Origin of the sequence: Rahnella sp. PD4, assembly GCF_049199325.1 — a bacterium.
GTDB lineage: Bacteria > Pseudomonadota > Gammaproteobacteria > Enterobacterales > Enterobacteriaceae > Rahnella > Rahnella perminowiae.
Genome location: NZ_JBLZQF010000011.1, coordinates 111,894 through 134,606 on the forward strand (window position 1 = coordinate 111,894; position 22,713 = coordinate 134,606).

The 22,713-nt window shown below is 54.6% G+C and carries 22 protein-coding genes, 1 tRNA gene and 1 pseudogene; 16 read left to right on the plus strand and 8 right to left on the minus strand.

The features are described from left to right. Positions 1-6: 6 nt before the first annotated feature. From ACOZIO_RS21760 to ACOZIO_RS21775, 4 genes are all read right to left on the minus strand, one after another. Positions 7-1,149, minus strand: a complete 1,143-nt coding sequence (locus ACOZIO_RS21760) for a DUF3383 family protein (RefSeq protein WP_421595718.1) — start codon at positions 1,147-1,149, stop codon at positions 7-9. 5 nt (positions 1,150-1,154) lie between these two features. Further along, entirely contained in the window at positions 1,155-1,700 is a 546-nt protein-coding gene (locus ACOZIO_RS21765) for a phage neck terminator protein (RefSeq protein ID WP_217156539.1), read from the minus strand. Further along, entirely contained in the window at positions 1,693-2,079 is a 387-nt protein-coding gene (locus tag ACOZIO_RS21770; protein ID WP_217139272.1) for a head-tail adaptor, read from the minus strand. The genes ACOZIO_RS21765 and ACOZIO_RS21770 overlap by 8 nt, the downstream gene beginning before the upstream one ends. Positions 2,080-2,961: 882 nt before the next feature. Then, a complete protein-coding gene (locus ACOZIO_RS21775) occupies positions 2,962-3,666 on the minus strand; it encodes a helix-turn-helix domain-containing protein (RefSeq protein WP_235173149.1) in 705 nt (234 codons plus the stop codon). A 442-nt stretch (positions 3,667-4,108) separates the two neighbouring features. Here ACOZIO_RS21775 and ACOZIO_RS21780 point away from each other — a divergent pair. Then, positions 4,109-4,501 (plus strand): annotated as a pseudogene (locus ACOZIO_RS21780) (site-specific integrase); the annotation flags it as partial. Positions 4,502-4,515: 14 nt separating this feature from the next. Here ACOZIO_RS21780 and ACOZIO_RS21785 read toward each other — a convergent pair. Further along, positions 4,516-4,591 (minus strand) — tRNA-Lys (locus ACOZIO_RS21785). Between the two features lie 373 nt (positions 4,592-4,964). On the opposite strand from ACOZIO_RS21785, the gene cycA reads away from it, so the two are divergent. Further along, on the plus strand, positions 4,965-6,365 hold the full coding sequence (cycA, locus tag ACOZIO_RS21790; RefSeq protein ID WP_129990530.1) for a D-serine/D-alanine/glycine transporter: 1,401 nt from the start codon (positions 4,965-4,967) through the stop codon (positions 6,363-6,365). A gap of 48 nt (positions 6,366-6,413) precedes the next feature. On the opposite strand, the gene ACOZIO_RS21795 is transcribed toward cycA, so the two are convergent. Continuing rightward, positions 6,414-7,403, minus strand: a complete 990-nt coding sequence (locus ACOZIO_RS21795; RefSeq protein WP_129990531.1) for a metal-dependent hydrolase — start codon at positions 7,401-7,403, stop codon at positions 6,414-6,416. A 9-nt stretch (positions 7,404-7,412) separates the two neighbouring features. Further along, positions 7,413-8,102 (minus strand): HTH-type transcriptional regulator RutR, encoded by a 690-nt coding sequence (gene rutR / locus ACOZIO_RS21800; protein ID WP_129990532.1) that lies wholly within the window; start codon positions 8,100-8,102, stop codon positions 7,413-7,415. Between the two features lie 335 nt (positions 8,103-8,437). Between rutR and rutA the strand changes: the two genes are divergently transcribed. From rutA to ACOZIO_RS21870, 14 genes are all read left to right on the plus strand, one after another. Further along, positions 8,438-9,529, plus strand: a complete 1,092-nt coding sequence (rutA, locus tag ACOZIO_RS21805; RefSeq protein ID WP_129951880.1) for a pyrimidine utilization protein A — start codon at positions 8,438-8,440, stop codon at positions 9,527-9,529. Then, positions 9,526-10,278: a pyrimidine utilization protein B gene (gene rutB, locus ACOZIO_RS21810; RefSeq protein ID WP_015690206.1), complete on the plus strand. Its 753-nt coding sequence runs from the start codon at positions 9,526-9,528 to the stop codon at positions 10,276-10,278. The genes rutA and rutB overlap by 4 nt, the downstream gene beginning before the upstream one ends. Before the next feature lie 26 nt (positions 10,279-10,304). Beyond that, a complete protein-coding gene (gene rutC, locus ACOZIO_RS21815; RefSeq protein WP_129951881.1) occupies positions 10,305-10,691 on the plus strand; it encodes a pyrimidine utilization protein C in 387 nt (128 codons plus the stop codon). A 42-nt stretch (positions 10,692-10,733) separates the two neighbouring features. Beyond that, positions 10,734-11,573, plus strand: coding sequence for a pyrimidine utilization protein D (rutD, locus tag ACOZIO_RS21820; protein ID WP_129951882.1), 840 nt, complete (start codon positions 10,734-10,736; stop codon positions 11,571-11,573). Continuing rightward, the gene (locus ACOZIO_RS21825; protein ID WP_129990533.1) at positions 11,558-12,148 is read left to right on the plus strand and encodes a malonic semialdehyde reductase; all 591 of its coding nucleotides are present in this window, start codon (positions 11,558-11,560) and stop codon (positions 12,146-12,148) included. Before rutD ends, ACOZIO_RS21825 begins: the two co-directional genes overlap by 16 nt. Positions 12,149-12,177: 29 nt before the next feature. Further along, positions 12,178-12,765 carry an NADH-dependent FMN reductase RutF gene (gene rutF, locus ACOZIO_RS21830; RefSeq protein ID WP_235173151.1) on the plus strand — a complete coding sequence of 196 codons (588 nt, stop codon included), beginning with the start codon at positions 12,178-12,180 and terminating at the stop codon, positions 12,763-12,765. 31 nt (positions 12,766-12,796) lie between these two features. Beyond that, on the plus strand, positions 12,797-14,146 hold the full coding sequence (gene rutG / locus ACOZIO_RS21835) for a pyrimidine utilization transport protein G (protein ID WP_129951884.1): 1,350 nt from the start codon (positions 12,797-12,799) through the stop codon (positions 14,144-14,146). A 272-nt stretch (positions 14,147-14,418) separates the two neighbouring features. Further along, on the plus strand, positions 14,419-16,059 hold the full coding sequence (locus ACOZIO_RS21840; RefSeq protein ID WP_129990534.1) for a TIGR04028 family ABC transporter substrate-binding protein: 1,641 nt from the start codon (positions 14,419-14,421) through the stop codon (positions 16,057-16,059). Between the two features lie 17 nt (positions 16,060-16,076). After that, positions 16,077-17,039 (plus strand): ABC transporter permease, encoded by a 963-nt coding sequence (locus tag ACOZIO_RS21845; RefSeq protein ID WP_129951886.1) that lies wholly within the window; start codon positions 16,077-16,079, stop codon positions 17,037-17,039. Next, positions 17,036-17,899 carry an ABC transporter permease gene (locus ACOZIO_RS21850; protein ID WP_129951887.1) on the plus strand — a complete coding sequence of 288 codons (864 nt, stop codon included), beginning with the start codon at positions 17,036-17,038 and terminating at the stop codon, positions 17,897-17,899. Before ACOZIO_RS21845 ends, ACOZIO_RS21850 begins: the two co-directional genes overlap by 4 nt. Beyond that, positions 17,896-19,515, plus strand: a complete 1,620-nt coding sequence (locus ACOZIO_RS21855) for a dipeptide ABC transporter ATP-binding protein (RefSeq protein ID WP_129951888.1) — start codon at positions 17,896-17,898, stop codon at positions 19,513-19,515. The genes ACOZIO_RS21850 and ACOZIO_RS21855 overlap by 4 nt, the downstream gene beginning before the upstream one ends. Before the next feature lie 26 nt (positions 19,516-19,541). Continuing rightward, on the plus strand, positions 19,542-20,603 hold the full coding sequence (locus ACOZIO_RS21860) for a putative FMN-dependent luciferase-like monooxygenase (protein WP_129951889.1): 1,062 nt from the start codon (positions 19,542-19,544) through the stop codon (positions 20,601-20,603). Then, positions 20,600-21,709 (plus strand): alkylhydroperoxidase domain protein, encoded by a 1,110-nt coding sequence (locus tag ACOZIO_RS21865; RefSeq protein WP_129951890.1) that lies wholly within the window; start codon positions 20,600-20,602, stop codon positions 21,707-21,709. Before ACOZIO_RS21860 ends, ACOZIO_RS21865 begins: the two co-directional genes overlap by 4 nt. Continuing rightward, positions 21,702-22,562, plus strand: coding sequence for a VOC family protein (locus tag ACOZIO_RS21870; RefSeq protein ID WP_129990537.1), 861 nt, complete (start codon positions 21,702-21,704; stop codon positions 22,560-22,562). The genes ACOZIO_RS21865 and ACOZIO_RS21870 overlap by 8 nt, the downstream gene beginning before the upstream one ends. A 60-nt stretch (positions 22,563-22,622) precedes the next feature. On the opposite strand, the gene ACOZIO_RS21875 is transcribed toward ACOZIO_RS21870, so the two are convergent. Continuing rightward, on the minus strand, positions 22,623-22,713 hold a 91-nt coding region (locus ACOZIO_RS21875; protein WP_217156233.1), incomplete at its 5' end, for an IS3 family transposase.

Genomic DNA, 22,713 nt, shown 5'->3' on the forward strand with positions numbered 1-22,713 from the left:
CTCTCCTTAGCGGACCATGGTAATGGCGACAGATGAGTAATGAACGGCGCCAGCTAACTTGCCTGCCACCTGAATTGGCACAGCTTTGCGCTGTTCACGATCCGCCTGCAGCTGGTTATCAACACTGTCGGCGTAGAGATAATACCCCTTCGTCAGATAGTCGTTGGTACTGAGCTGGCCGATCGGACCGCCAGTCCATTTGCCGGGCGCAAACAGGCCATTATCCACCGCCTGAGACAACGCCAGTTCGATGGCCGCCATACGGGTGGTGGTACCGGCATCAGTCTGCGGGATTTTGTTCGGGGAGGTATACAGCGTGTTGTAGTCCGTCGTCTGCACCGTATTTTGCAGCCAGTCGAGGCCGTGGCGCTCGTCAAAGAAGTCGCCGTTTGCCATCACGCCCTGCTCAAGAATTGCCGTATCGTTGTCATACAGGACGTAAACGTTACAGTTTTTCGCCTCCAGCGCAGTAGCCTGAGACGCGGTAAGCGTTTCGTACGTGATGCCCGGCTCCTGTTTGAATTTCAGGGTAATGGTTGTGTTGCTGCCGTTGAAATCTACGGTGAAAGCACGACCGAACGCAGACAGCGCCGCGTAACGACTGGATGATGAATACTGGGTAAAGGTGCGCCCGAAACCGCCGGTCTTCAGCAGATAGGCGATATCCGTCGTGGATGTCGCATCCATTACTTCTGCATCTTGCGTGGTGTTGGCAAGGATGCGGGAAACCGTGGCGGCCTGAAGCGCTGACGCTACGCTGACCATATCCATATTCGATGGGTCAACGGTATCAGCAAGATGTAACCCATACCAGGAGTTGTAATCCAGCATTGCGTTGACAGCCTGCAGTACTGTTTCAACCGTACCCGCTTCGCCGCTTTCAAGGGTTTTCACCCAGCGCCCGACATACACCTGAGTAGGTTGCGGAGATTGCGAGAACCAAACAACAGCGGCTTTGTATTCTTCGCTGGTAACACCAAAATCAGTGCCGATATCAGCAGGACCCTCATACAAACGAATGCGCTCTGAGATTGGAATGACAGTGGATGTGCCGAGGATCAGCATGGAGCCAAAATTGCGCCCCTGCGCTGCCTTGGCGGATAAGTTCACGGTCACATTAGCAATGCGACCGACGGATAATCCAGGCATGAAGGTTAATCTCCGGTGGTGATTGGGTTGTCTGTTTCGATTACGGTTTTGATGTCGTACGTGCGGATAACTTTTCGGCGTAGCTGCACACTGAGGTCATATCGGCGCACCCACTGGTTATTAATAAGTTCGGGAAGATTCAACACGCGGCCACACTGCATAAAGCTCATGCCAGCCCGGTTCAGTTCGTCGTTATTCTGAGAAACGAAAATGCCAGTTCTAAACTGTTTTGCGGTTGCCATACCCTGAGGGCCATAAAAACACGTCAGGATTTCTACGGTTTCATGCGACCACTGTTCCGCGCCGGCATCAGTTTGAACATAAGCGGGATTTTCATCATCAGGGATGGTGGTGATACTGAAAGCGCAACAGGTAATATCGTTCTTCGGTATCTGGGTTTGCGGGTCCGTCCAGCGCGGGTAAACCAGATTTGTATTCAGGCCGGTCAGCCCCAGGATCCAACGACTAATTTCCCCTTCAAGCTCCTGGTCATATGCTGGCGCATCGCCAATCGGCGTCAGGTATCCGGCAGTTGTAGAGTCGTTACTCAATTGGCGTCCCTCCGTCAAAGTCCATCAGCTCACAGTGCGCCTGAACAAATTCGGCACCGTACGCCGTGTAGGGATCAACGAAGGTCACCCGATATTCACGCCCGCGATAAGTCACGCTATCCGCATCGAGACCGGGCTGACCCTGCATCAGCCTGAACTGAGTGATGATGAGAATGGCACCGTTGATATTCTGTCCGGCAGCCATGCGTTTGGCTTCCAGAGAGCGATCAACGGTAACAACACCGATGAATGGCATGTCAGTGGGTGTGTTTACCGGGAAATTATCTTCGTCAGTCGTCTGGGTATTGCGATGACACACCAGCGTGTCATCTGCAAAATCCGGATCCATGAGTAATTCAGAAACATCAAGAAGAGGCATTTTTATCCCTCACGATATAAGTGATGGAGCGGAGCAGTTCCCTGTTGTCTAAGTTGCTGGTATTCGCAGCGCGCCGGAATAGTCAGGCGAAAACCGAACTGCATTGATGAGCTGGTGTGCTGTCGCCGCGTTGTGGAAAGTGGATTTCGTTGCATTCGGATCTCCGATTTAATCCATGACAAAGCGCCCGCGTTGGCAGGCTTCATTGAGTCTCGTTTCATGGGGTGTGATTATGAATACAGCTGTTATAACTGAAGTTGTTTTGTTGGTAGGTTGCGGGTTAGCGCTGCGGGAAGTGACCGCCAATAAATAGTTCCGGTAATTTTTTTAATGTTCCAAGAGACTTAACCTGAAGAGGGATAGACTACCCCGCACCAATTCATAGCCCACGCATTTGCGTGGGCTTTTTTATTTATTTTTGAAACCACTCTTTAGCAGTCCCGTTCTGAGTGAACTTTTCTTTTATTCATCGTTATCCATTAAGAACCATTTATCGGTCGATCCCTCTCGGGGCCGGAAGTGATTACATCGCTCACCTCATCGCGTGCTGCTTAGTTGGCGTCCTGCCGTGTCGATGGAGTGAATATACCCTAGGTTATTTTTACACGTCAATACCCTTGGTTATTTTAAATAATACTCATGGGATTAAAACAATGAAAACTAAGGGAATAAAACTTTAAGTTTTTTTTGAGTGGTTTTTGCAAGATAAGAGGCAAAAAACTTGATTTTTTTAGTTTGAGGGTGGATATTTAAACATGTGTTTATATACAGTGTTTTTTTTTCTGGGGGAGTTATGGCTGGAGCGTATCTAAGAATTGGAGTAGGGAAATACGTTGAAATATGCCCTGCGTCGGCGCTTCAGCGCAGGGCATTTACAGTTATTTATCGTTTAAGGGATCTTGCCATATATACGATGACGCCAATGATTTTAACATCCTCGTTCACGACAATGAGTGGGAGGCGAGAATCCCCTACATCAAGATAGTTAGATCCAGCCCTTGAGATAAATTTGTAGGCTGAAAGTACGCCTTTAATTTCAGCAAAAACGAAATCTTGGTTACCAGGCTGCTCTTCAGTATCAACAACGATCACTGAACCATCAGGTAACTCAGGAAAACCAGTTGGAAACTTCAAACGATATGCGCGCGCATTTTTAGTGTCGACAACGTCAGGAACTACGGTGTACATCTGTGTTGGCCCGGTCTCATCCCAAATTTCCAGCATTCGTGAGGGATCATAGTAAACCGTGTCATAAGCGGGTCTGGATTTGCGGTCTTCATCATACCATGGAACCTGTTTATACGGTTTCATGTCACCTGTTCCATCCGCTAGCCATTCAGGTCTGACACCTAAAGCCTTAGCAATATCAATTATTTTTACAGATTCCTGGGTTCTTCCCGAAGCTATTTTCCAAACACTTGGCTGTGAGATCCCTGCAGCTTGTGCAAGCGAAGCCTGCGTAAAGCCACCTTCATCCATAGCCATTTTTAATCTTTGAGCGAGCGTTGTTTTGTTCATACCGCCGAACATATAACCACGGATATTTTTAGTCAAATATCCAAGGGCATTGCCCTCATCAAGTCTCATAGTTATTATTTCCCCGTGATAAATCTCAAAGCTATTTTCATGATCAACGAAACCATTAACCGAGCGATTCAAACGGTCGGTAACCGGCGGAGCTGGTGCCCTGCTGTCGCATATTCGCGATGATAAGGATCCGGCTGGCGCTGAATGGTAGCCTGAACAACTTGGCCGCTGGCCTGCAAACATCCTTCACGACGGCAGCGAAGACGTGATCTCAGCTTTCCCTGATGCCAAAGGCCAGCAAGGTGATCTGAAAACTACTGGCACAGCCCGACCATCCCGAGTTTATTACGGCGATATGAACGCCCCCCGCGAACATGCCGCTCGAGTGGAATGCAGCACTTCCGCTGCGCACTTTTCTACTGCGCCAAAGTCACAAAGACCGAACGTGATGAGGGGATGGAAAGATTTGTTCCGGTCACTGCGTCTGAAATGACCGGCGGCCGTGTTGAGGGTGCAGTTCGGAAAGCATAATCGTTTTGTTTTTGTTCACACAACGAGTTGCACCCGACCAGACGGATCGGTAACTGCAGAAATAAGGAAGATGCGGGTGGATAGTAATAAGGCTTGGAAGTCGGCTTTAATGCGAGCAGGTATTGAGAATTTTCGTTTTCACGATTTGCGGCATACATGGGCGAGCTGGTTAATTCAGTCCGGCATTCCGCTATCGGTATTACAAGAAATGGGCGGCTGGGAAAGTATTGAAATGGTGCATCGGTATGCCCACCTTGCGCCAAGTCATTTAACCGAACATGCTGCCCAAATAGATTCAATATTTAATGAACATGTCTCAAATATGTCCCACTCGGTAAAACCTGGTGCAGTGGATAATATCTAACACGTTGAATTTATTGGTGGGTCGTGGCGGGTTCGAACCGCCGACCAATTGATTAAGAGTCAACTGCTCTACCGACTGAGCTAACGACCCAACGGGACGGATTATTCTCCTCTATCCGGATGATGTCAAACGCTTATTTATGCTTTATTGACAGTTAATACGCGTCATATTTGTGAAGCCCATCACGTCCAAAAACGGTATTATTGCCGCCATCCTGGAAGATATTTGATTAATTAACACTCAGTTATCCGCGATGTAAAAATTACGATACATTTTTTTCTTCGGCATTTTTCATGCCAGTTATAATAAATGCACGCTTAACATTACTATTACACACTTCACACACGCTATCGTTCCAGCCGTGGTGAACACAGAGCCATTCAGAGCTTAAGAAATTGACGTAAATGAATGCGATATGGCGGAGTTCATACGCAAAAAAGCAAAAAACAGGAATCAATACAACATGCAAGAAGAGTCAAAAATCCTCGTCCAGCCGGGGGAAGAGAACGCAGAAGGTTTGCGGCGAAATCTCTCTAACCGTCACATCCAGCTGATTGCCATTGGCGGTGCTATCGGTACCGGCCTGTTTATGGGCTCAGGCAAAACCATCAGCCTGGCAGGTCCGTCCATCATCTTCGTCTATATGATCATCGGCTTTATGCTGTTTTTCGTCATGCGTGCGATGGGTGAATTGTTACTGTCCAATCTCGAATATAAATCTTTCAGCGACTTTGCCGCCGATTTACTGGGCCCGTGGGCCGGGTATTTCACCGGCTGGACCTACTGGTTTTGCTGGGTGGTCACGGGTATCGCTGACGTCGTGGCGATTACCGCCTACGCACAGTTCTGGTTCCCCGGCCTCTCGCAATGGGTCGCCTCGCTGATCTGCGTGCTGGTGCTGCTGAGCCTGAATCTCGCTACCGTGAAAATGTTTGGTGAAATGGAGTTCTGGTTCGCGATGATCAAAATCGTCGCCATTGTCGGGCTGATCATCGCCGGGCTGGTGATGGTGCTGACTCACTTCCAGACGCCAACCGGCACCGTCGCGTCATTCAGCAACCTGTGGAATGATGGCGGATTCTTCCCGAAAGGTGTCAGCGGTTTCTTTGCCGGTTTCCAGATCGCCGTGTTTGCGTTTGTCGGCATCGAACTGGTCGGCACCACCGCCGCCGAAACTAAAGATCCGCAGAAATCCCTGCCGCGTGCCATCAACGCTATCCCTTTGCGCATCATCATGTTCTATGTGTTCTCGCTGATCATGATTATGTCGGTGACGCCCTGGAGCCATGTGGTGGCAGATAAGAGCCCGTTTGTTGAACTGTTTGTGCTGGCCGGTCTGCCGGCGGCGGCGAGCATCATCAATTTTGTGGTACTGACCTCTGCCGCCTCTTCAGCTAACAGCGGCGTATTCTCCACCAGCCGAATGCTGTTTGGTCTGGCACAGGAAGGCAACGCGCCGAAAGCATTCGGCAAGCTCTCTTCCCGCGCAGTGCCGTCGAACGGCCTGACCTTTTCGTGTATCTGTCTGCTCGGCGGTGTGGTGCTGATTTACCTGATCCCGAATGTGGTGACGGTCTTCACACTGGTCACCACCGTTTCTGCGATCCTGTTTATGTTCGTCTGGACCATCATCCTCTGCGCTTACCTGGTCTACCGCCGTAAACGTCCGCAACTGCACGAAGCCTCAATCTACAAAATGCCGCTCGGCAAACTGATGTGTTGGGTCTGTATGGCATTCTTTGCTTTTGTTCTGGTACTGCTGACCTTGCAGGATGATACGCGACAGGCGCTGTTGGTCACGCCGCTGTGGTTTGTGATCCTGGGGATAGGCTATGGGTTGCGCAGCCGCAGTCGTAAAGCCTGAATGATGAACTCATGATGTCAAAAAGGAGCCATCTGGCTCCTTTTTGTTTTAATCAACGTCCAGTGCCTGCCTGAACTGCTCCCACATTTTTGTGGCAGACGGTCTGGCCGACGCCACTTTCACCGGCAGTGCCGGCGGCGCACCGGCTTTCATATCGCCGAGATCGAATACAAACGTGTAATCAGGTTCCTGCCCCATGCGTAAGTCACTGACCAGAATATGGCCGCCCTGCTCTTTAACGCTGAAAAAACCGTGGCTGAACCAGGCGACACGCGCCAGAAACGGGTTATCTTTGTGGGCTTCATACAATGCCTCACCGCGGGGATAGAAGCGGAAACGGATCGGTGAATCCGGGTGCAGCAATGAGGTGAAACCTTCGCCGTAACTGTCTTTACTCATCACGACCACACGCCACACCAGCGAATTGAGGGGTGTCGGCGTGACCAGAACCTGCGTACTGTCAATATTTTGCCGTTGCAGCTCTGTATCGACATGCCGTGTCACCTGATATTGTTCAATCATGGTACAGGCCAGATACAGGCAACTGATGCCCAGTAACACGTTATTCCACATAATGCCGCGCTGCTGCTCGCGATACAGCGCCAGACCAACACCGGTAATCAGCGGCAGGGTATAGAGCGGATCGATAATAAAAATGCTGCCGACCGCAAAAGGATAATGCGTAAAAGGGATACCGAGTTGGGTGCCGTAAACCGTCATCACATCCAGCAGCGGATGGGTGATCAGAGCCAGCCAGACAGTTCCCCACCAGCGCCGGAAATGTTGCCCGGCGCTGAACAGTTTGGCCATCAGCCAGGCCATCAGCGGAGATATCAGCGTCAGATAAAACAACGCATGGCTTTCGGTGCGGTGCAGGGTCATATTGCTGATGACATCACCGTGATCGTAAAACACATCCAGATCGGGCAAGGTTCCGCAGACCGCGCCAGCCAGTGCAGATTTCCATACCGGCGCACGTTTGCCCATCACCGCAATGCCCACTGCAGCGCCAAGCACTAATTGTGAAACTGAATCCATTCTGCCCCCTTAAGCCCGAAGCTGAATGCCTTCGGTAATAATGCGCTGCACATTACACACGGTTTGTTCAAAGAATTCAGGATCACTGAGCGTTTTACCGGTGATGGCTTCGACCTGTACCCCGAAATCGGCGTAGTGCTGCGTGGTCGCCCACAGCATAAAAATCAGCTGCATCGGATCAACCGGCGCGATCAGTTCTGCTTTAATCCAGCCGCGGATCACATCCGATTTATCTTCCACCAGCGTTTTCAGGCTGCCGCCCAGCTCCTGTTTCAGCAGCGGTGCACCCTGTACCATCTCGAGACAAAACAGCCTGGATGCCTGCGGGTGATCGCGGGAAACACACAGCTTCAGACGGATATATTCACGGATAGCTTCCAGCGGATGCTGATCAGATTGCAACGCTTTCAGCGGTGCCAGCCAGATATCCAGCAATCCTTTGAGCACGGCGATATACAAATCTTCTTTTGACGGGAAGTAATACAGCAGATTGGTTTTGGACACATCGGCACGCTCGGCAACCTGATCCAGACTGGTGCCATGCATGCCGTACAACGAGAAAAACTCAAGTGCCGCTGCCATGATATTGCCACGTTTGGCAGCGACTGCCCGCGAACGTCGCGTCGGGGCTTTCGTCAGCGGCTGGCGGGATTTATTCTCTCCGGCGTCAGCCTGCACAGATTCGACCAATGGCTTCACAATGTCTCCCTGAGACGAATAGCAAGGCTGAAATCATAGCAAATGGCGATACAAGCGACTATCGCTATGCATCCCGGTGATTGCAGTAACACCTACGACAACAATCAGTAACCACAAAGAGTTATGAATTTAACAAATTTGCACCATTTCCGTTCAATCCTGCCTGATAAACGTGCAGCCATTTTTGACCAGATGGTCTGAAACAGACCATTTGCTCTACCAAAAACCAACACCGAAATTTAACTCACTGATAATTAAAAAGATTAAAAAACTGGCATCCCGCTTGCAATACCCATCATGAATTCCTTCCTTCGCGTTGCATCATGAGGTGAGCTATGAAAATCGGTGTCTTCATTCCTATCGGCAACAACGGCTGGTTAATTTCAGAAACTGCGCCGCAGTACAAACCCACCTTCGAACTGAACAAAACCATCGTGCAGAAAGCGGAGCACTATCATTTTGATTTCGCGCTGTCGATGATCAAACTGCGCGGCTTCGGCGGCAAAACCGAATTCTGGGAACACAATATGGAGTCGTTCACGCTGATGGCCGGTCTGGCCGCCGTGACTTCCCGCATTCAGCTGTATGCCACCGCCGCCACGCTGGTGATGCCACCGGCAATCGTTGCGCGCATGGCCGCTACCATTGATTCCATCTCCAACGGCCGTTTCGGCGTAAACGTCGTCACCGGCTGGCAGAAACCCGAATACGAACAAATGGGCATGTGGCCGGGCGATGATTATTTCAGTCGCCGCTATGACTACCTGACCGAATACGTCAGCGTGCTGCGCGACCTGTGGGGCACCGGTCACTGCACGCTTGACGGTGAATTCTTCAAAATGGACGACTGCCGCGTCAGCCCGCGTCCGCAGAGTGAAATGAAAGTCATCTGTGCCGGGCAAAGTGATGCCGGCATGGCGTTCTCCGCTAAACACGCGGACTTCAACTTCTGCTTCGGCAAAGGCGTCAACACGCCAACCGCCTTTGCGCCCACCGCTGCCCGCATGAAAACGGCGGCTGAAGCTGAAAACCGCGATGTTTCCTCTTATGTGCTGTTTATGGTGATTGCCGACGAAACCGACGCCGCCGCCCGCGCTAAATGGGATTTGTATAAATCCGGAGCTGACGCCGATGCGCTGGCATGGCTCACCGATCAGAGCAGCAAAGACACCAAATCCGGCAGCGATACCAATGTCCGCCAGATGGCCGACCCGACCTCCGCCGTGAATATCAACATGGGTACCCTGGTCGGTTCTTACGCCAGCGTGGCCAGAATGCTCGACGAAATCGACACAGTGCCCGGGGCCGGCGGCGTGCTGCTGACCTTTGATGATTTCGTGGAAGGCATCGAAAACTTTGGCCGCTACATCCAGCCATTAATGAAAACCCGCCAGCACATCGGCACTGAGCAGAAAGAGGTCGCATGATGAACGTTGTTGAGAATCAAACTGTGGTCCGCCGCGAACCCCACAATACCGGCGAGGAAACGATCCTCACAGCACGCCCTGAAGCCATTGCTTTCACGCCGCAGCAAACGGCGCTGATTGTGGTGGATATGCAAAATGCCTATGCCTCACAAGGCGGCTATCTGGATCTGGCCGGTTTTGATGTCTCCGCTACCGCGCCGGTGATTGCCAATATTAAAGTGGCGATTGCCGCCGCCCGCGCCGCTGGCATTAAAGTGATTTTCTTCCAGAACGGCTGGGACAATCAATACGTCGAAGCCGGTGGGGCCGGTTCGCCGAACTTCCACAAATCCAACGCACTGAAAACGATGCGCAAGCGTCCGGAACTGATGGGCAAACTGCTGGCGAAAGGTGACTGGGATTATGACCTGGTCGATGAACTACAGCCGCAACCCGGCGATATCGTACTGCCCAAACCGCGCTACAGCGGCTTCTTCAATACCCAGCTCGACAGTCTGCTGCGCAGCTACGGTATCCATCATCTGGTATTTACCGGTATCGCCACCAACGTCTGCGTGGAGTCCACACTGCGCGACGGATTCTTCCTGGAATATTTTGGCGTGGTACTTGAAGACGCCACCCATCAGGCCGGACCGGAGTTTGCGCAAAAAGCCGCGATTTATAACATTGAAACTTTCTTTGGCTGGGTCTCCAGCGTGCGCAATTTCTGCGACGCCGTGGGTTATAAAACTGAACAAAACGCGGCCTGACCGCTTTCTTAAAAGGACAATTGACGATGCCTAAAAGTGCCATTATTCCGGCTGGCAGCGGCGTTCCGCTGGCTCCTTTTGTTCCGGGTACCCTCGCCGACGGCGTGGTATACGTTTCCGGCACGCTGCCATTTGATAAAGACAATAACGTCGTACATGTCGGCGATGCCGCCGCACAAACCCGTCACGTACTGGAGATCATCAAAAACGTGATTGAAACGGCGGGCGGCACAATGGATGACGTCACCATGAACTCTATTTTCATCACTGACTGGGCGAACTACGGTGCCGTTAATCAGGTTTACGCTGAATACTTCCCGGGCGAAAAACCGGCACGGTTCTGCATTCAGTGCGGGCTGGTGAAACCGGATGCGCTGATCGAAATCGCCTCCGTGGCGCATATCGGTAAATAATCATTTTGCAACAACCTGTCCTGAACACCTTGAGGAATCAGCATGTATTACCAGGTATTGGGGAAAAAAAATGCCGATGCGGAAACCGTCGTGCTCTCATCGGGGCTGGGGGGGACGGGAAGCTTCTGGCAACCGCAACTGACAATGCTGGCGGCGCATTTTCGCGTGGTGGTGTACGACCAGCACGGCACCGGCGTCAGTCAGGGCACAGTGCCCGCCGGGTACCGGATGGAAGACATGGCCGATGAACTGGCCGGCATGCTCAATGAGCTGGATATCAGCCGCTGTCATCTGGTCGGCCATGCGCTCGGCGGCATTATTGGCCTGCATCTTGCTCTGCGTTATCCGGCACTGCTGCAAAGTCTGGTGGTCATCAACGGCTGGACGAAACTCGACAGCCAGACGCGCCGCTGCTTTGAAGTGCGCCAGAATCTGCTGCTCAACAGCGGGGTCGATGCCTACGTGCAGGCGCAGCCGCTGTTTCTGTATCCGGGTGACTGGCTTTCAGCTAATGATGCCTTATTACAGAAAGAGCGCCGGCATCAGGTGGCGCATTTTCAGGGAATGGAAAACTTACTGCACCGTTTGCAGGCGCTGATGGAGTCTGATCTGACTGCCAGCCTCGGGCAGGTGATTACGCCGACGCTGGCGTTCAGTTGCAAGGATGACCTGCTGGTACCGTGGTCGCGTTCGGTCGATCTCGCATCCCGCCTGCCCCACGGCGAACATACGCAAATGCTGTACGGCGGCCATGCAATGAGCGTGACCGACCCGGAAACCTTTAACCCGATTTTACTGGACTGGCTGCGGCGGCATTCATCGTCATCTTCCGCCACCCCGTCCGGTCACCTGCCCACGGAGACATCATGGCCGAAGCATTAACCGCCAGCGCACTGGCAACTTTATTCACCGAAGCCCGCACACATAACGGCTGGCTGGATAAACCGGTCACCCGCGAACAACTTAAGACGGTTTACGAACTGGCGCGCATGGGACCCACATCGGCCAACTGCAGCCCGGTACGCATCGTGTTTATTCAGAGCCTTGAGGCGAAAGAACAACTCGCACCGGCGCTTTCAGGCGGCAATCTGAAAAAAACCATGACGGCGCCGGTCACCGCGATCATTGCCTGGGATGCGGAATTCTACGAACTGCTGCCGGAACTGTATCCCGCCGGTGATGCCCGTTCCTGGTTCACCTCCAGCCCGCAACTGGCGCACGACACGGCATTTCGCAACAGCAGTTTGCAGGCCGCGTATCTGATCATGGCCTGCCGCTCACTCGGCCTGGATACCGGGCCGATGTCCGGTTTTGACAACACCATCGTCGATAAAACCTTTCTGGCGCAGGAAGGCTGGAAATCTAATTTCCTGATCAATATCGGTTACGGCGACAGCAGCAAAGTGTATCCGCGCGCGCCGCGCCTGGATTTCGACCGCGCCTGCCGCGTGCTGTAAGCATCACTGAAAAATCAGAGGACATCACCATGCCATCAACCCTGAACGCTACATTACCGGCAACCGGCCGCCCTTTCGCCCCGGTGCCTGCGGTGGAAAAACAAGCTGCCGCTGACCAATACGCTGCCGTTGAGAAACAAGAGTATCGCGATGCGATGGCGCGCCTCGGTTCGGCCGTCAACATCATCACCACCGACGGCCCCGGCGGACGCGCAGGTTTCACCGCCTCCGCCGTATGCAGTGTCACCGATTCGCCGCCGACATTGCTGGTATGCCTGAACCGTTCAGCCTCGGTGTATCCGGTCTTCAAAGAGAATCAGGTGCTGTGCGTTAACACGCTGGCCGATTGCCATGAGTCTCTGTCCAATTTATTCGGTGGAAAAACACCAACGGAGCAACGTTTCGAAGCCGCCCGGTGGATGCGTCTCGCTACCGGCTCACCGATCCTTACCGACGCGCTGGTGTCGTTTGACTGCAAGGTTACGCAGATCACCAGTGTCGGTACCCACGACATTTTGTTTTGTGAAGCCGTTGCGTTACGGCGCAATGACGACAGCCACGGACTGGTGTATTTCGACCGGCGCTATCACCCGCTGATGCGCCAGTTAGCCTGTTAACTCCATCCCCTCAACTTAGTAAGGGTCGTGCATGGCAAAGACTTCCTGGTTTCCACAATGGCGTAAAAGAGAAGGCAATCTGGATGGCGCGGTGATCGCGCCGGATGAACGGCTGCCGTTAGGAGCAACGGTCATCATGGGGCTGCAGCATACGGTCGCGATGTTTGGCGCCACCGTGTTAATGCCATTGCTGATGGGTTTTGATGCCAACATGGCAATTTTGATGTCAGGCATCGGTACCCTGCTGTTCTTCCTGCTGGTCGGCGGACGCGTACCGAGTTATCTCGGTTCCAGCGCCGCTTTTGTCGGGCTGGTGATCGCGGTGACCGGCTACAGCGGCCACGGAGCGAACCCGAATATCGGGGTGGCGCTGGGAGGGATTATTGCCTGTGGCGTGATTTACACGCTGATCGGTTTTGTGGTGATGGCGCTCGGTACACGCTGGATTGAACGCCTGATGCCGCCGGTCGTTACGGGCGCGGTGGTGATGGCAATTGGTCTGAATCTGGCACCGATTGCCATTAACAGCGTGTCAGCATCCTCATTTGACAGCTGGATGGCGGTGATGACCGTGCTGTGTATCGGGTCGGTGGCAGTATTCACCCGCGGTCTGGTGCAGCGTCTGTTGCTGTTACTCGGACTGGTGGCGGCGTACCTGATTTACATGGTAATCACCAACGGCCTGGGGCTTGGCGCACCGGTTGATTTCAGCGCCGTGGCACAGGCACCGTGGTTTGGCATCCCGACCATTACCACGCCGGTGTTCAGTTCTCACGCCATGCTGATGATTGCGCCGGTGGCAGTGATTCTGGTGGCGGAAAACCTGGGCCATATTAAAGCGGTGGCGGGCATGACCGGCAAAAACCTCGACCCGTACATAGGCCGCGCGTTTGTCGGTGACGGTCTGGCGACCCTGCTTTCCGCCTCGGCGGGCGGTACCGGTGTTACTACGTACGCAGAAAACATCGGGGTAATGGCGGTCACCAAAATTTACTCCACACTGATTTTCGTTGCGGCGGCAATGGTTGCCATTGTGTTGGGCTTCTCGCCCAAATTTGGTGCACTGATCCACACCATTCCCGGCCCGGTGCTCGGTGGCGCGTCGATTGTGGTGTTCGGACTGATTGCCGTGGCCGGTGCCCGCATCTGGGTACAAAACCAGGTGGATCTGGGACTTAACGGAAATTTGATCATGGTGGCGGTCACGCTGGTGCTGGGCGCAGGCAACTTTACCCTGAGCCTGGGCGGCTTCAGCATGGGTGGCATCGGCACGGCGACGTTTGGCGCCATTTTGCTCAATGCCTTCCTGAGCCGCAGCAAACAGGCAAAAATTCAGCCTGAAATAAAAACTGGCACAGAAGCTGCATTAAAAGATCACTGACGACCTCAGTTTCTCCTTAGCTCATCATTTTTGATGATCGCCAGCGGTTAGCCGGTCCACCCGTCCGGATTAGCCGCTGGTTTTTTTCTTTCTGCCTCCCGTACATTTCTTCTCATGCCCTTTTCTCTCCTAATGCTGTTTACAGCTAACGATTGCAAAATTCCTTCGTTCACCTGTCCTTTAAATTGGTTTGTTATGGGTTCAGCACTTTGGTTCTAAGAACGCCAAAGTCATCACCTGCAACCATGCCAGATAAGAAAAAGGGTTTAACGATGAATAACATTCGCCGGATTAACGCGGTTACCCGCGCACTGGCTTTAGGGGCACTTCTCACCAGCACATTTTCCGCCATTGCCGCTGACGGTACGCCCGTGCAGGGTGGCACGCTGATTTATCTTGAACAGCAGGCACACACCAATCTGTATCCGCCTGCGGGCGGCTTCTATCCGAACGGCGGTATTCTCAATCAGATCACCGACAAACTGACCTACCAGAATCCGAAGACACTGGAGATAGAACCCTGGATCGCCGAATCCTGGTCGTTCAACGCCGATAAAACTGAATACACTTTTAAACTGCGACCGGGTGTGACCTTCTCCGACGGCACGCCACTGGATGCCAACGCGGTGGCCAAAAACTTTGATACTTACGGTCTGGGCAATAAAGAGCATCATTTGCCGGTCTCCGAAGTCATCAACAATTACGACCACAGCGAAGTGATTGATCCGCTGACGGTGAAGTTCTATTTCAAAAAATCGTCGCCGGGCTTCCTGCAGGGTACCGCCACGATTGGTTCCGGGCTGGTGTCGCTGAGCACCCTGAACCGTAATTTTGACGCGCTGGGCGACGCCACACATATCATCGGCTCCGGCCCGTTCGTGGTCAGTAAAGAAACCCTGGGTCGCGAAGTCGATCTGACTGCCCGTAAGGATTACCACTGGGGGCCGAAAAACCTTAAACAGCAAGGGCGCGCTAATCTTGACGGCATTAAAGTGATCGTCACCGGTGAAGACAGCGTGCGTATCGGCGCACTGCTGGCCGGTCAGGCTGATTTCATCCGTCAGGTTCAGGCATATGACGAGAAGCAGGCAAAAGACCAGAATTTCCCGATTTATGCTGCGCCGACCAAAGGCGTCAATGACAGCATTTCGTTCCGCCCGGACAACGCGCTGGTGTCTGACCTGAAAGTGCGTCAGGCGCTGCTGCACGCCACCAACAGCAAACAGGTGGTCGATACGCTGTTTTCGCCAAACTATCCGCAAGCCACGTCTGTGATCGCCAAAACCGCCGCCGGTTATGTCGACCTGAGCAGCAAACTGACTTACGACCCGACGCTTGCCAAAAAGCTGCTGGATGAAGCGGGCTGGAAGCCAGGCCAGAACGGCATCCGTCAGAAAGACGGCAAAACGCTGTCGCTGACCATTTATGAATCACTGCCGCAACCGCAAAACAAAGAAGTATTACAGCTGGTTTCCCAGCAATGGAGCCAGGTTGGCGCGAAGCTGAATATTCTGGCGGGCGATGCGGGCAGCCGCGTGGCGGATAACCTTGATCCGGAGAAAACCCCGGCTAACGTGGTGGAAGTCGGACGCGCAGATCCGGACGTGATTAAAAGTTCCTTCTACCCGACCAACCGCGATGCATTGCTGCAAAAGGGCGGCCTGAGCAGCAAGGTGAAAAGCTTCCGCGACGACAAACTTAACGACCTGCTGACCGCAATTTCTGCCGAAGTGGATCCGAAAAAACGTCTGCAGCTGACCGGTGACGTGCAGAACTACCTGCTCGATCAGGCATACGTCATTCCGATTTTCGAAGAGCCGCAGGTGTATGCCGGGGCGCCATATTTCAAAGGCGTGAGCTTCGAAGCCGTCGGGCGTCCGAGCTTCTACGGTGCATGGCTGGAAAAGCATTAACAGACGGGGAGTAAATCATGAGCCGATACGTGAGCGGTCGATTCGGGCAAGCCTTACTGGTGTTATGGGCGGCGTTTACCGTCTCCTTCATCCTGTTACAGGTGCTGCCCGGCGATGCCATTCTGATTAAATTCCAGAACCCGGACATGGGATTAAGCCCGGCACAAATCGCCGATATGCGTGCCGCGTACGGTGCGGATGTGCCGGTCTGGCAGCAATATCTGCACACGCTGGGCAATTTCCTTCACGGCGATCTGGGCTATTCGATTCAGGCTGGCGTACCGGTGACTGAATTACTCAGCAGCAACTTTCCGCCGACGCTGCGTCTGGCACTGATGGGTTTCGCACTGGCCGCCGTGGTGGCCTTTGCACTGGCGTTTCTCTCCAGCCTGCTGCATTTCGGCTGGCTGAAGAATGCTTTACAGGCGGTGCCTTCGCTGTTCATTTCCATTCCGACGTTCTGGCTGGGCATCGCGCTGATTCAGTTTTTCTCATTCCATTTACGCTGGATCCCGGTGATTAATCCGGGTGAATGGGTCGGGCTTATTTTGCCGGTTATCACCCTTGCAGTGCCGATTTCTGCGCCGCTGGCGCAGATCCTGATCCGCAGTATTGATCAGGTGCAAACCCAGCCGTTCGTCGCTGTCGCCCGCGCCAAAGGGGCCAGCCGCAGCGGCGTATTATGGCGTCATGTGGCGCGCAACGCCCTGCTTCCGACGCTGACCATTGCCGGTTTGCTGTTTGGCGAACTGATTGCCGGGGCGCTGATCACTGAAACCGTCTTCGGTCTTAACGGCCTCGGGCAACTCACGCAGCAGGCGGTGAATAATCAGGATGTCGCCGTGTTACAGGCCATTGTGGTCATTTCCGCCACCGCCTTTGTCGGCATCAATTTGCTGGTCGATTTACTGTATCCGCTGCTCGACCCGCGCCTTAAAGCCTCTGCTTCTAAAAATTCACGGGGAGGAGCCACTGCATGAGCAGCTTACCGCTTGGCAAAAGCACGCTTTCATTGCCGCTAACACAGCGTCGCCGCCGGATACCCGCACGCCTGCAACCGGGCTTAATCCTCGCCTGGCTGGTGATGGCGACCGTCATTTTGTGGGCGATTGCCCCCGGCTTATTTACTGATTACAGCGGCACTGAAGGGATTGCCGGTGCACAGCGTCTGGCCCCGCAGGCCGGACACTGGCTGGGTACGGATCAGCTCGGCCGCGATGTCTACGCCCGCATTGTGTATGGCGCGTCACATTCCCTTTCCGGCGCGCTGGTCGCTGTGGCGCTCGGGCTGGTATTTGGCACCGCACTGGGGCTGGCGGCCGGAGCCAGCGGCGGTCTGACCGACGCCATTATTATGCGCATCAATGATGTTTTACTGTCGATCCCCGGCCTGCTGTTGTCACTGAGCGTGATTATTTTGCTTGGTTTCGGCACGGTGCACGCGGCGATTGCCGTCGGTGTCACGTCCGTTGCCAACTTCGCCCGCCTCGCCCGCGCCGAAGTGGTACTGGTACGTCATAGCGATTACGTCGAAGCCGCGTACGGCAGCGGCGGCTCGTTCCTGTCGGTTTTGTGGCGGCATATTTTACCCAACTCGCTGACCTCGGTAATCGCTTTCTCAGCGTTGCAGTTCGGCAGCGCCATTCTGGCCATTTCTACCCTCAGTTTTCTCGGTTACGGCACACCCCCACCGACGCCGGAATGGGGCTTGCTGATCGCCGAAGGCCGCAATTACATCTCCACCGCCTGGTGGCTGACGACCTTCCCCGGCGTGGTCGTGGTTCTGGTGGTGCTTTCCGCCAACCGCATCAGCCAGTCATTACGCAGGAGAACGCGATGAACGCGCAGGCCACTTTTACGCATAACGCCCCACCGGTGCTCGAACTGGATAATCTTTCCATCGCCTACGACGGTAAACCGGTAGTGCATAACGTGTCGTTTTCGATTAATGCCGGTGAAGTGCTGGCGCTGGTTGGCGAATCCGGCTCCGGCAAAACCACCACTGCACAGGCGATCATCGGTCTGCTGGCAGAAAACGGCCATATTGAACAGGGTGAAATCCGTCTGAATGGCACGGACATCAGTCAGTGGTCACAGCGCCGCCTCGATGCTTTGCGCGGTGCCCGCATCAGCCTGATCCCGCAGGACCCGACCAGTTCGCTGGATCCGGTCAAAACTGTCGGTTCGCAGGTCGCGGAAATTCTGGATATCCATCAGCGACTGCCACGTCAGCAGCGCGACGCCCGCGTGGTGGAACTGCTGTCCCGCGTGGGTCTTTCACACCCTGAACAACGGGCGAAACAGTATCCGCACGAGCTGTCCGGCGGTATGAAACAGCGCGTATTAATCGCCATAGCCATTGCTCTGCAACCGGCACTGATCATCGCCGATGAACCGACCAGTGCGCTGGATGTCACGGTGCAAAAACGCATTCTGGACTTGATTGACGACCTGCGCCGCGAGTTTGGCACCGCCGTTTTACTGGTCACCCACGACCTGGCGATTGCCGCCGAACGCGCTGACCGGTTACTGGTGTTCCGTCACGGCAAAGTCCAGGAGCAGGGCATCACCCGTGAAGTCCTTGATGCACCGAAAAGTGATTATACCCGTCAGCTTTTCGCCGACGCCCCGGCCCTGTCCGGCCATCATCGTACGCATCTGCGCACTGCGGAACAGCCGGTGCTGGTGGTTGAAAACATCACCCATGATTTCACGCTGGGCGGCAAAAATCAGCCCGCGTTCCGCGCGGTAGACCATGTGTCATTCAGCATTCCGCGCGGTACCACGCATTCACTGGTCGGTGAATCCGGCTCCGGCAAAACTACGCTGGCACGCATTCTGCTGGGTTTTCAGAAACCGGACAGCGGACGTGTGCTGATCGACGGCGAAGACATCACGCGGCTGAAAGGTGAAGCCTTGCGTCAGTTGCGCAAGAAAATCCAGCTGGTGTATCAGAACCCGTTTGCCTCGCTGGATCCTTCGCAAACCCTGTTCCGCGTGATCGAAGAGCCGTTGCTGAATTTCGAAAAAATCCCGGCGGCGGTGCGCCGTGAACGGGTGCTGGATATTGCCCGACGCGTAGCGCTGCCGGAGACATTACTCAGCCGTAAACCCCGCGAATTGTCCGGCGGTCAGCGCCAGCGTGTGGCGATTGCGCGGGCACTGATTTTAGAGCCGAAAGTCCTGATCCTGGATGAAGCGACGTCGGCGCTTGATGTCACCGTGCAGGCGCAAATTCTGACATTGCTTCAGCAGTTACAGGATTCACTCGGTCTGACCTATTTATTTATCTCACACGATCTGGCGACAGTCCGTCAGATCTCACACAGCGTCTCGGTGTTAAACCGCGGGCAGCAGGTGGATTCCGGTCCTGTGGAAGATGTTTTCGCCCTGCCTTCCAGCGATTACACCCGCCAGCTTATTGATGCCATTCCCGGACGCCACCGCGCCGCATGAACAGCACTCGAAACAAGAGGGACATTATGAGCAGTAAACGTCTTGGATTTTTCACCCGCCTTCTGGACAACACCAGCGCGCAGGAACGTTACCGGCTGGCGACAGAACAAATTATTCACGCCGAACAATTGGGTTTTGATTCTGCCTGGGTCGCGCAGCACCATTTTCATGAAGCCGAGGGCGGCCTGCCTGCACCGCTGGTTTTCCTCGCGCAAGTTGCGGCACACACCCGCTTTATCCGTCTGGGCACCGGTGTCATTACGCTGCCGATGGAAAATGCCCTGCGTGTGGCCGAAGACACCGCCGTGCTGGATTTGCTCTCCGGCGGGCGGCTTGAGGTCGGTTTAGGCTCCGGCGGCACACCGTCATCCTTCCCGCCCTTCGGGCTGGAAAGTCACGAGCGCGGTGCGGTATTTGGCAATAATCTGCAAACCCTGCTGACCGCCTGGCGCGGTGAACCGCTGGCGGGCACCGGTAACCGTCTGTACCCGGCTGCCCCACAACTGGCGAACCGCATCTGGCAGGCGACCTTCTCGGTTGACGGCGGCGCGCGTGCCGGTAAATCCGGTGACGGTCTGATGCTTTCGCGCACCCAGCCACGTCCGGCTGACGCGCCGGATTTACGCCTTGATGAACTGCAAAATCCGATCATTGATGCCTATCTGGATGCTCTGCCAGACGGCGTTGCGCCGCGCATCATGGGGTCACGTACCGCGTTTGTTACCGAAAACGGCGATGAGGCGCGGGAACTGGCGCAAAAAGGCTTACGCCGTCAGGCCGAAAATCATCGTGCCAGCGGGCAGAGTGTAAAAGGCGACACGCTGGATGATTACATCCGCGCCTTCGATGTGCATCTCGGCACAGCGGCCCAGGTAACCGCTTCCTTGCAGGCTGATACCGCACTGGCCCGCGTCACCGATCTGGCATTTCAGGTGCATTCCATCGATCCGCCGCATCCGTATATTTTACGTTCCATCGAACTGATTGCCCGTCACGTTGCGCCTGCGCTCGGCTGGGTTCGCCGCACGCCGCAGCGCAGTGTTTCCTCTCCATCCGCCGATTCCTCATTTTCAAGGGAAACCCTATGACCACTTATTCGACCGACCTGCTGGAAAAACTGGCTGAAATCGCTCCGGATTCCGCACTGAAACAGGCCCGCGAGACCCGCGACGCCGCCACCCGTCACACCCAGGGCAGTTACGATGCGCTGTTTACCGAACAGGATGGCGTGGATTTTTCGCTGGCAGAACGCCTGCGGCTGGCGCAAAACGTCGCGCGCTGGCACGGCGATTCGCAACTGACCAATCACTATTCCGAGCGTTTGCAGGATTTACCGGACATCGACGAAACCGCCCGCCTCGATGCTGCACTCACGCACGGTGAACGCCTGAGCTTCAAACCCGCCAGCGCCACACCTGCCCATTTGCAGGCACTGAAAAAAGCGGGCTGGTCAGCAGATGCCATTGTCACGCTGTCGCAACTGATCGCCTTCGTCAGTTTCCAGAGCCGCGTGCTGCGCAGCTACCGGCTGATTGGCGGAAAACCGGTAGACAATGGCAGCAACAAACCGGTCGGCGCTGCGTTCTGGCGCACCGAACCGAATACCCACAGCGGCCGCGATGCACCGCAGGCATTTACCCAGGAAGAACTGGGTTGGGAACCGTGGATCCCGGCGAAGAAACTGGAAGAATTCGATGACGCCCAGCAGGCAATTTTGGCGAAATTTGGTCATACCGGTTCTGACTATTTCCGCCTGTTAGGCCGCAATTTACCGGTACTTGAACAGCGGACCCTGACGGACAAAGGCATTTTCTATACCTCCGGCGGGCTACCGCGAAAAGAGCGTGAACTGGCTGCAACGGTCGCCAGTAAAATCAACGGCTGTATTTATTGCGCGTCAGTGCATTCGCGCAAAGCCAGCCAGTTGTCGAAACAGACTGAAGATGTTCAGCGCCTGATCGACACCCCGCCGGGCGGCATTCTCAGCAAAGAACAATCCCCGCGCTGGCAGGCCGAAATTGATTTCGCCGCTGCGCTTTCCGCTACGCCACCGGTTGCCTCCGGGCAACATATTACGGCGCTGCGTGAACAGGGGTTAAGCGAACTGGAGATTGTCGATCTGGCCCAGTCCGCCGCCTTTTTCGCCTGGGCCAACCGTCTGATGTTAACGCTGGGAGAACCTTTCAATGACTGAAGCACAGCATTCACAGCCCCTGCGCCCGCAGCTTGATCACGCGGTGATTAATGTCAGCGAACAGCTGAATCAGGCGGCACAACAGTTCCGCCGCCTGGGTTTTCATCTCACGCCGCGCGGCCATCATTCGCTGGGTTCCAGCAATCATCTGGCGGTTTTCAGCGAAAATTATCTTGAACTGCTCGGCTATGAGCCGGGCAACGCCCACACCCGTACGGATCTGTGGCAGGCTCCGTTAGGCCTGACCGGGCTGGTGTGGAAAACACAGAACTCCCCTGCAGTGTACGAACATCTGCAACAGCAACATATTGCGGGTTCTGCCCCAGCCGAATTCTTCCGCCCCGTCGCCCTCAACGACGGCACCTCGCCGAATGCACGCTTTCGCACCGTACCGCTGGCTGCCAGCCGCGTGCCGAATGGCCGCAGTTTCTTTTGTCACCATCTGACTCCGGAACTGGTCTGGCGTAATGAATGGCAAAACCATCCGAACGGTGTCGCGGATATTACCGGTTTCGTGATTTCCGCAGACAGTCCGCAGGATGCCTCGCAGGTGTATGGTGAGTTATTTGGTGCGGCTGCGCTGGACATCAAACCGCAGGAAGTGGTGTTGCGCGCGGGCCGCGCCACGATCCGGTTTATCACACCCGCACAAGCCACAGCGGAATTCGGCGTTGTGCCGGAAGGCGAGAACGGCAGCGCCCGCATGATCGGGCTGGAATTTGCCACACGCTCGCTGGATGCGGTACGCAACAGTTTGCGGGTGGGGGAAATTGCCTTTGACGATAATACGTCTCAGGTAAACGTGCGCGCAGCGGATGCCTTAGGGGTAGCGCTTAAATTCAGCGAGGAATGATCTGCTTTTCTCCTCCCCCTGCGATGAACTGAACCCCTGAAGTTGGACATCAGAACTACGTCAGGGGAACATATGAGTCCGGTAGCCTACCGGACTCATACCACCCAGTTTCATTTTGATCCGGTCGCGATTGTAGTACCCGATGTATTCC

Excerpts from the sequence above, each read along its gene's own strand:
- ACOZIO_RS21870 (WP_129990537.1), top strand. The coding sequence starts at position 21,702 with ATGACTGAAGCACAGCATTCACAGCCCCTGCGCCCGCAGCTTGATCAC.
- ACOZIO_RS21855 (WP_129951888.1), top strand. The coding sequence starts at position 17,896 with ATGAACGCGCAGGCCACTTTTACGCATAACGCCCCACCGGTGCTCGAA.
- ACOZIO_RS21845 (WP_129951886.1), top strand. The coding sequence starts at position 16,077 with ATGAGCCGATACGTGAGCGGTCGATTCGGGCAAGCCTTACTGGTGTTA.
- rutB (WP_015690206.1), top strand. The coding sequence starts at position 9,526 with ATGATGAACGTTGTTGAGAATCAAACTGTGGTCCGCCGCGAACCCCAC.
- ACOZIO_RS21775 (WP_235173149.1), bottom strand. The coding sequence starts at position 3,666 with ATGAGACTTGATGAGGGCAATGCCCTTGGATATTTGACTAAAAATATC.
- rutA (WP_129951880.1), top strand. The coding sequence starts at position 8,438 with ATGAAAATCGGTGTCTTCATTCCTATCGGCAACAACGGCTGGTTAATT.
- ACOZIO_RS21840 (WP_129990534.1), top strand. The coding sequence starts at position 14,419 with ATGAATAACATTCGCCGGATTAACGCGGTTACCCGCGCACTGGCTTTA.
- ACOZIO_RS21865 (WP_129951890.1), top strand. The coding sequence starts at position 20,600 with ATGACCACTTATTCGACCGACCTGCTGGAAAAACTGGCTGAAATCGCT.
- ACOZIO_RS21825 (WP_129990533.1), top strand. The coding sequence starts at position 11,558 with ATGGCCGAAGCATTAACCGCCAGCGCACTGGCAACTTTATTCACCGAA.
- rutF (WP_235173151.1), top strand. The coding sequence starts at position 12,178 with ATGCCATCAACCCTGAACGCTACATTACCGGCAACCGGCCGCCCTTTC.
- ACOZIO_RS21770 (WP_217139272.1), bottom strand. The coding sequence starts at position 2,079 with ATGCCTCTTCTTGATGTTTCTGAATTACTCATGGATCCGGATTTTGCA.
- ACOZIO_RS21760 (WP_421595718.1), bottom strand. The coding sequence starts at position 1,149 with ATGCCTGGATTATCCGTCGGTCGCATTGCTAATGTGACCGTGAACTTA.
- rutD (WP_129951882.1), top strand. The coding sequence starts at position 10,734 with ATGTATTACCAGGTATTGGGGAAAAAAAATGCCGATGCGGAAACCGTC.
- cycA (WP_129990530.1), top strand. The coding sequence starts at position 4,965 with ATGCAAGAAGAGTCAAAAATCCTCGTCCAGCCGGGGGAAGAGAACGCA.
- ACOZIO_RS21850 (WP_129951887.1), top strand. The coding sequence starts at position 17,036 with ATGAGCAGCTTACCGCTTGGCAAAAGCACGCTTTCATTGCCGCTAACA.
- ACOZIO_RS21795 (WP_129990531.1), bottom strand. The coding sequence starts at position 7,403 with ATGGATTCAGTTTCACAATTAGTGCTTGGCGCTGCAGTGGGCATTGCG.
- ACOZIO_RS21860 (WP_129951889.1), top strand. The coding sequence starts at position 19,542 with ATGAGCAGTAAACGTCTTGGATTTTTCACCCGCCTTCTGGACAACACC.
- rutC (WP_129951881.1), top strand. The coding sequence starts at position 10,305 with ATGCCTAAAAGTGCCATTATTCCGGCTGGCAGCGGCGTTCCGCTGGCT.
- rutG (WP_129951884.1), top strand. The coding sequence starts at position 12,797 with ATGGCAAAGACTTCCTGGTTTCCACAATGGCGTAAAAGAGAAGGCAAT.